Raw genomic sequence first — 7706 nt, 5'->3', positions numbered from 1 at the left:
ACGCCCCAGAGGATTCCTCAACGATCCGAAATACACGCATCGACCCGAGATGGACACGAAGTCATGAGACATCAATGGACACACCTGGTTGAGACATCACGTGGCCCCGATGTCCTGAGACATGACAGGAGAAGAAATCCACATGAACCGGCCAGTCGATGAAACATGCCGCCATCGAGTGGGAACACCGGTAGTGGCATTGAAGTATCTCCCAGCCGCGGCTGCGTAGACTGTCCGTGTCCCGAACGTTCGTCTCTTGGAGCACTCCGTGTCTATCCCGATCCGTCCCCAACGAACCATGCCACTGGCCCTGCTGCTGGCCGCCGCCTTCGCGGTGTGCGGTATGTTCTTCGCCCCCGCGGCCTCGGCCCACGACCAGCTGGTGTCATCAGATCCGGAAAACGGTGCGACCTTGAAGACCGCACCCGAATACCTCACGCTGAACTTCAGCGGCAAGATTCAGAAGACCGGCACCGAGGTCAAGGTGATGCACGAGGGCAAGGACGTCTCCGCCGGCGAGATTACCATCGAGGACGGCAAGCTCATGTCCGCGCTGCCCGACGATCTGTCCACAGGCGACTACAAGGTCCTGTGGCGTGTGGTGTCCGCCGACGGCCACCCCGTCTCCGGCACGATCGATTTCACCGTCAAGGGCGACGGCGAGGCCGGCGGCAGCGCGAAGCAGGGCACCTCCGAAGCCGAGGAGTCCGCGGGCGCGGCGGCCCCGGCCGATGAACAGACTCCGGCCGCGCTGGGCGGTAACGAGCTCAGCGGCGGGGTGGATCAGGAGAACACCGGGTCGGGGATCTCCACCGGCACCGGCGTGCTGATCGGGATCGGCGCCGGCGCTGTGCTGGGCATCGTCATCGCCCTGCTGATCCGCAAGTTCAAGGGCCTGAACCAGGACAAGTGACCCCTCCACAGGCGCGGGCACCCTCCTTCGAGGGTGCCCGCGCCTTTTCGGTGCTACTCGCGAGTCGGGTGCCCCTCTCGGGTTGGGTGCCCGCGCCTTTTCGGTGGTACCACTTGCGTTGCGTGGCACCGTATGCGCGCGCATCTGCTGCCACTGAGCGCAAGTGGTACCACCCGCGCACCTGCGCAGCTTAGGACGGTGTCGCGGTGCTCAGGCCTGGCGGGATACGAAGGTGACGATCGTGTCGAAGGCGGCACGGGCCTCGGGCACGGCGAGCAGGGGGTAGACGTGGACCAACCCGCGGCCCACCTGGAGTTCGCAGCGGGTGCCGCTGGCCTCCAGCCGCGCCGCGACGTCGAGCACCTGGCCGTGGAGCACGTCCCGGGAACCGGAGAAGATGAGTGTGGGCGGAAGATCCGAGAGGTCGGCGTAGGCCGGGCTGATCCGTGGATCGGCGGGGTCCTCGGACCCGGCCCACAGGCGCCCCGTGAAGCGCAGATTCGTGGCGTTGAGCCAGGGGTCGTCGGCTGCGGCGTAATCCTCATCGCCGGCCGGCATCGTCAGGTCGACCCAGGGGGAGAACAGCACGATGCCCGGCAGATCGGTCACGCCGTGCTCATGGCGCAGCTCGGCTGCCAGGGCCAGGGCCAGCCCGCCGCCGGCCGAGTCGCCCATCAGGATGGGACGGGGCCCCGGCATGTCGAGGATCAACTGCAGTAGCTGTTCGTGTGAGTCGTGCCAGGTGTGTTCCGGGGCCAGGGGATAGAGCGGCACGATGATCTGCGCTCCGGTTGCCTGGGCCAGACGGGCGGCGAAGGTCCAGTGCTGGGGACGGATCTGGCGGACGTACGCGCCGCCGTGCAGATAGACGATCGGCGGGGTCTGCGCCTCGGGTCCGTTGGCTGGGTGCACGGTGTAGACGGGGAAGCCCAGCCGGCCGACCTCGCGGGTGATCCGCGCGGACAGGTGGGGCGGTGGGCCCGGCTGGTCGCGCTGACGATCTGCCAGAGCCGACTGAGCCGCCTGCTCGACACTGTCGAACGTGTCCTCCTGAAGGTACAGGCGGGTCAGCTGGATGTACATGTCATGTCTGAATGACGGCATTTCTTCCCTCTACGAGTGGCGGCCGGCCGGTGTTGGGCCGTGCGGCCCGCAGCTGTGCATATGAAGTGTTCGGATGAATCGGGTTCAGCTGGCGCTGTCTGCGCCCGGGTCGCCACCGGGATTCGCGCAGTGGGCTGCTCCGCCTGGAATCCCCGCGCCGAGGTCCCCGGCCAGTCGGCGGGCCAGTTCGTCGAGCACTCGCTCGGGTTCGGCCAGACAGACGTCCGGAGCCGCGATGTCCGTCATCCGGTAGATACCGCGCAGAGCCGGATGGGCTCCGGCGTCCAGGTCCGAACGGCCGGCCACCACGAGGGCCGGGACTCCGGCGGCCGCGGCCTCGTCGAGCACTGCGCCCGGTCCCTTGCCGTCCAGACTCTGGGAGTCGAAGGAGCCCTCGCCGGTGATGACCAGATCCGCCCTGGCCAGGGCGGCGGCGAAGCCCACGAGCTCCATCACGTAGTCGGCGCCGGGTTGTAGCCGTGCGCCCAGCCCGGCCAGCGCGCCGAATCCGGTGCCCCCTGCGGCACCTGCGCCCGGCACCCGCGCGAATCGGTCCTGTGGGTCGAGCAGCCGGCCCAGATCGGCCAGCTGGGCCTCGAGGTCTGTGACGGTGGCAGGGTCGGCGCCCTTCTGCGGGCCGAAGATCGCAGCGGCGCCGTTGGGCCCCAGCAGTGGATTGACGACGTCCGAGGCCACGATCACGTCGACCCCGGCCAGCCGGGGGTCGAGCCCCGGCAGGCGGGGGACGGCCCCTGGGCCGTCCGCGACCGGGCCCGCGGGCTCCCCGGTCCAGCCGAGGGCTTCGAGCATGCCGCGTCCGCCATCGGTGGTGGCCGAGCCCCCCACTCCCAAGACGATCGTGTCCGCGCCTGCGTCCAGGGCCCGGGCGATGAGCTCGCCGGTGCCGCGGGTGGTGGCCGCCGTTGCGGTGTGCGGGTTCGGCCCCGCGGGCAGCAGGGCCAGGCCCGAGGCCGTGGCGAGTTCGATGATCGCCGTGCGGCCGGTGGGTACTCCGTCCGAGAGCGCCCAGGTCGCACTGACGGGGGTGCCGAGGGGCCCGGTGACCGTGTCCTGTACTGAGGTGAAGCCGTGGGCGATGGCCGCCGCGACCGTGCCGTCGCCGCCGTCGGCGATCGGAACGGATTCGACGACGATGGGATCGCTTGAATCATCGGATGACTGTGGGCCCGAGGCCAGGAGTGTGCGCGCCAGAATATGGGCCACCTGTGCCGCGGTGAGAGTGCCCTTGAACTTGTCCGGGGCCAGGAGGATGCGCATGGTTGAATTCTACGGGCTGTGGCTGTGATCTAGATCAACGGGGGTGGAAAAAACAGCGGGGAGCCGCGGGTCCGCACGCGCAGCCGGGAAGATAAAAACCATGACGGCCACACGTTGTTTCAGTCTGACCGCCACGGCACCCTCAGATTAAGCCGCCCGCGAAACAGTCTGCCAGCAAAGGCCGCCTAACCTTGCAGATAGTTTTCCAGATATATTGCACGCTGCGCGCAGCGGATCACACCCGCGCGGCTCACAGCATCCCGCTCGGTTCTCCGAGCGTCGCATTCCCCGCCGCTTACTCCACGATGGTCCGCTGGGCGCGGGCCTGGCGGGCGGCATGGGACCGGATCGTCGGGTCGAAGCGCCGGTTGAACAGCAGTGCCAGGACCACGCTGACGGTGGTGCCCACGGCCGGCACCAGGTAGGCGGCGTGTGCCCCGGAAGCGTCGATCAGGATGCCGGCGACCGAGGTTCCGGCGGCGACCCCGAAGCCCATCGAGGTGCTGGCCCAGGCCAGGGCCTCGGTCAGGCGGCGCGGCGGGGCCAGCTCCTGGATGATCTGCTGGCCGATGATGAGCGAGGGGGAAACCGTGAAGCCCATGACGAACAGCAGGATGCACAGCACGGGCAGGTTGTCGGTGAACTGCAGCAGCCAGGTGCCGACGCACAACAGCGCCAGCAGGGGCACATAGCGGGTCCGCGGCTGGGACTTCCAGACCATGGTCCCGTAGATCGCACCGGAGATCAGCGAACCGCCGGCGTAGATGCCCAGCGCGATGCCGGAGATCTCCTTGAGCCCGCGTTCCTCGGCGAAGGCCACGGTGGCCACATCGGTGGCACCGAAGTTCGCGCCCAGGAACAGCTCGATGAGCACGACGATGAAGATGCCGGAGTTCGACAGCACCTTGCCCTTGGCGTCGGTGGGCGCTTTGGGGGAGGGTTCGGGTTCCGTGGACTTCTGCGCGTAGAACAGGATCGAGCCGATCGTCAGCGCGATCATCGCAATGAGCAGTCCGGCCGGCGGGAACACCGCGGTGGCCAGGGCCGTGACGATGACGGGGCCGGAGACGAACAGGATCTCGTCGGCCACGGCCTCCCAGGAGAAGGCGGTGTTCAACTGTCCGGGTGTCTGTGCGGCGTAGGCCCAGCGGGCGCGCACCAGGGCGCCGACGCTGCCCATGGTGGCACCTGCCGCACCGGCGCACAGGAAGGTCAGGCCGACCCACAGGTTCGACGGGACCACCAGCATCAGCGCGACCAGCGCCACCAGGTGGACCACTACCAGGGGCACCATGACCTTCGCCTGGCCGCGCCGGTCGATCTGTTTGGCGACGATGGGGTTGGCGATGGCCTGGACGATCATGAACACCGCGGTGACGGAGCCGGCCATCCCGTAGGAGCCCGTGGTGCCCTGGATGTAGAGCACGATGCCTAGGCCCAACACGGCGATCGGGAAGCGCGCCAACAGTCCGGACAGGGAGAAGCGCAGGGCGCCGGGCAGTGCGAAGATCTCCTTGTACGGGCCCAGCAGGGACCCCTTCCGCCCCGACTCGTCTTTCGCCATCTGCGCTGACCTCCCCGATTCTCAATGCCGGCCGGTCGCCGGTGGATAACTCGCCTGCACCAAACCAGCCCCGGCGCCAGAGCGCCGGGGCTGATTCACAATATGCACAGACAGCCTATCCGATCGTAAGGTCGCCGCGGTAGAGCCGGGCGTCACACGGGGACTCGTTACCCGATGACGCCGTCGACTAGGTGCTGTGCCTGTTCCTGCACCTGTGCCAGGTGGTCCGCGCCGGTGAAGGACTCGGCGTAGATCTTGTAGACATCCTCGGTCCCCGACGGGCGCGCGGCGAACCACGCATTGTCGGTGACGACCTTGACGCCGCCCAGATCCGCGCCATTGCCCGGGGCCTGCGACACGACGGCCCGGATCTTCTCCCCGGCCAGGGTGTCCGCGGTGACCTGTTCGGGGGTGATCGCCTTGAGCTTGGCCTTCTGCGCCTTGGATGCGGGGGCGTCCTTGCGGGCGTAGACGCTCGAACCGAGTTCGGCCTCCAGCTCCGTGAAGCGCTGCGAGGGCGTCTTGCCGGTGGTCGCGATGATCTCGGCGGCCAGCAGGTCCAGCAGGATGCCGTCCTTGTCCGTCGTCCACACGCCGCCGTCCCTGGTCAGGAAGCTGGCGCCGGCGGATTCCTCGCCGCCGAACAGCAGTCCGCCGGTCGACAGGCCGTCGACGAACCATTTGAAGCCGACGGGGACCTCGTACAGTTTGCGCCCGCGCGCGGCGACCAGCCGGTCGATGATCGACGAGGACACGACTGTCTTGCCGACCGCGGCGCCGGCCGCCGCACCCGCGTCCCAGCCGGGCCGGTGGGTCAGCAGGTAGTCGATCGCCACTGCCAGGTAGTGATTGGGATTCATCAGCCCCGCGTCGGGGGTGACGATGCCGTGGCGGTCGGAGTCCGCGTCATTGCCCGTGGCCAGATCGTAGGAGTCGCGGTTGGACACCAGATTGGCCATCGAGAACGGGCTCGAGCAGTCCATCCGGATCTTGCCGTCCCAGTCCAGCGGCATGAACGAGAAGGTCGGGTCGATCTCTGGATTGACCACGTCGATGTCCAGGCCCAGGCGCTCGGCGATCGCGACCCAGTAGTCCACGCTCGCCCCGCCCATCGGGTCGGCGCCGATGCGCACCCCGGACGCGGCGATCGCGTCCACGTCGATGGCCCGGTGCAGGTCGTCGACGTAGTTCGCCGTGTAGTCGAAGTTCGTCGTGTTCTCCAGGTGGAAGGCGCGCTGGAACAGCTGCCGCGGGATCTTCTCCCAGCCGTCTTCGAGCAGCGCGTTCGCCCGGTCCTCGATCCACTTCGTGACCGAGGTGTCCGCCGGCCCGCCGTGGGGCGGGTTGTACTTGAAGCCGCCGTCGGCCGGCGGATTGTGGCTGGGCGTGATGACGATGCCGTCGGCCAGGCCCTGGCTGGTGCCGCGGGTCGCATTGTGGCGGATGATCGCGTGGCTGAGCACGGGGGTGGGCGTGTAGCCGTCCCGGTCGTCGATCATGATCGGCACGCCGGCCGCGGCCAGCACCTCGAGCGCGGTGAGGAACGCCGGTTCGCTCAGCGCGTGGGTGTCGCGGGCCAGGAACAACGGGCCGGTGTAGCCCTGCTGTTTGCGGTAGTCGACGATCGCCGCGGTCATCACGGCGATGTGGGCCTCGTTGAAACTGGCGGAGAAGCTGGAGCCGCGGTGGCCCGAGGTCCCGAACGAGATCCGCTGGGTCGATTCCCTGGGGTCCGGCACGATGTCGTGGTAGGCGTCGAGCAGCGCCTCAACGTCGACCAGATCGGACTCCAGGGGCAGCAGACCCGCGCGCACGGGCGCTTCGCCCGCCCCGTCCGTCCGGCCGGCGGTGGTGGATTCGCTCATCACATCACCCAGGGTTCGGCGTCGCCGTCGGAGACGATCGGTTTACCGTTGTCCAGGTTCCACGCGCCCATTCCACCGTTGACATTCACCGCGTCGAAGCCGTTCTGGTTGAGCCATGCGGTGGCCTGCCGGGACCGGCCGCCGGAGCGGCAGATGACGTAGACGTCCTCATCCATCGGGACCTCGCCGTAGCGCGCGGGCAGGTCGCCCAGCGGGATGTGCTGGGCGCCGTCGATATGGCCGGCGGTCCATTCATCGTCTTCGCGCACATCGAGGATGTTGGCGCCGTCTGGGATCTCGCCTACGGGAACACTGGGAATATCCATGCCCTCTACCCTAGGACGTGTGTCAGGAGACCTCCAGGGGTGTCCGCTGGATGGTCGGTTTCGTCCGGTCGGGCCGGCGGTTCACGCCCAATCGGCGTTCGACAGCGACAGCTCTGCGGCCATGTCGTGCAGGAAGCCGATGACGGTTTCACGTTCATCGGGCGTGAGCCCGAGCACGGCATTCAGGCGCCTGGCATGTTGCCGTCCGATGGTCTGCTTGGCAAGGTTCTCCGTTGCGGGGGTGACCTCGATTGCGAATGCGCGCCGGTCCACCGGATGCACGCGGCGGACCACGTGGCCTCCCCGTTCAAGGCGATTCAACAGTTTCGTCGTCGAAGCCGCTGAGATCTCGAGGTGCGTTGCGATCATCCCCGGGGTCACGATCTGTCCGATTCGCTTGGCGGCGATCAGATAGTGCACGGCGCGCATGTCCTGGGCACTGAGCTTCATGTACTTCTCGGAGGCTTCGAGGACTACCCGTTCAGCGGTTCGCAGTTCGGCCAGTGCCCGCATCAGCCTGTCGACCTGCGAACTTTCGGCAGCGGCGCGCCCGATCGGCCCGGCGTCGTGTGTAGCCGGGTCGATCGGCCGCGGGCGGTAAAGGGCTTTGGCAACGGGATCCTCGTGATCCCTGCTCGCGGTGCCTGTCATGCTCT

7 protein-coding genes are annotated in these 7706 nt (G+C 67.9%); 1 reads left to right on the top strand and 6 read right to left on the bottom strand.

All coding sequences use genetic code 11. The features are described 5' to 3' along the window. The first annotated feature begins 268 nt into the window (after positions 1-268). The gene (locus tag NQ038_RS12005; RefSeq protein WP_257049634.1) at positions 269-913 is read left to right on the top strand and encodes a copper resistance protein CopC; all 645 of its coding nucleotides are present in this window, start codon (positions 269-271) and stop codon (positions 911-913) included. Between the two features lie 210 nt (positions 914-1123). Here NQ038_RS12005 and NQ038_RS12000 read toward each other — a convergent pair whose 3' ends face one another. From NQ038_RS12000 to NQ038_RS11975, 6 genes are all read right to left on the bottom strand, one after another. Continuing rightward, the gene (locus tag NQ038_RS12000) at positions 1124-2017 is read right to left on the bottom strand and encodes an alpha/beta hydrolase fold domain-containing protein (protein ID WP_257049635.1); all 894 of its coding nucleotides are present in this window, start codon (positions 2015-2017) and stop codon (positions 1124-1126) included. An 84-nt stretch (positions 2018-2101) separates the two neighbouring features. Further along, positions 2102-3295, bottom strand: a complete 1194-nt coding sequence (locus tag NQ038_RS11995) for a glycerate kinase (protein ID WP_257049636.1) — start codon at positions 3293-3295, stop codon at positions 2102-2104. Between the two features lie 295 nt (positions 3296-3590). Beyond that, a complete protein-coding gene (locus NQ038_RS11990) occupies positions 3591-4859 on the bottom strand; it encodes an MFS transporter (RefSeq protein WP_257049637.1) in 1269 nt (422 codons plus the stop codon). Positions 4860-5026: 167 nt separating this feature from the next. Continuing rightward, the gene (pgm, locus tag NQ038_RS11985) at positions 5027-6724 is read right to left on the bottom strand and encodes a phosphoglucomutase (alpha-D-glucose-1,6-bisphosphate-dependent) (protein ID WP_257049638.1); all 1698 of its coding nucleotides are present in this window, start codon (positions 6722-6724) and stop codon (positions 5027-5029) included. Beyond that, positions 6724-7050: a rhodanese-like domain-containing protein gene (locus NQ038_RS11980; protein WP_257049640.1), complete on the bottom strand. Its 327-nt coding sequence runs from the start codon at positions 7048-7050 to the stop codon at positions 6724-6726. Before NQ038_RS11980 ends, pgm begins: the two co-directional genes overlap by 1 nt. A gap of 81 nt (positions 7051-7131) precedes the next feature. Beyond that, on the bottom strand, positions 7132-7701 hold the full coding sequence (locus NQ038_RS11975) for a MarR family winged helix-turn-helix transcriptional regulator (protein WP_257062658.1): 570 nt from the start codon (positions 7699-7701) through the stop codon (positions 7132-7134). Positions 7702-7706: the final 5 nt, after the last annotated feature.

The organism is Brevibacterium sp. 50QC2O2 (genome assembly GCF_024580675.1).
In the GTDB taxonomy this organism is placed as follows: Bacteria; Actinomycetota; Actinomycetes; order Actinomycetales; family Brevibacteriaceae; genus Brevibacterium; species Brevibacterium moorei.
Note: the sequence above shows the minus strand (reverse complement) of the source record. Positions and strands in the feature narration are given on the sequence as shown.

What these genes read in the sequence shown, in the direction of transcription:
- NQ038_RS12000 (WP_257049635.1), bottom strand. Translation starts at nt 2,017, where the DNA reads ATGCCGTCATTCAGACATGACATGTACATCCAGCTGACCCGCCTGTAC.
- NQ038_RS11995 (WP_257049636.1), bottom strand. Translation starts at nt 3,295, where the DNA reads ATGCGCATCCTCCTGGCCCCGGACAAGTTCAAGGGCACTCTCACCGCG.
- NQ038_RS11990 (WP_257049637.1), bottom strand. Translation starts at nt 4,859, where the DNA reads ATGGCGAAAGACGAGTCGGGGCGGAAGGGGTCCCTGCTGGGCCCGTAC.
- pgm (WP_257049638.1), bottom strand. Translation starts at nt 6,724, where the DNA reads ATGAGCGAATCCACCACCGCCGGCCGGACGGACGGGGCGGGCGAAGCG.
- NQ038_RS11980 (WP_257049640.1), bottom strand. Translation starts at nt 7,050, where the DNA reads ATGGATATTCCCAGTGTTCCCGTAGGCGAGATCCCAGACGGCGCCAAC.
- NQ038_RS11975 (WP_257062658.1), bottom strand. Translation starts at nt 7,701, where the DNA reads ATGACAGGCACCGCGAGCAGGGATCACGAGGATCCCGTTGCCAAAGCC.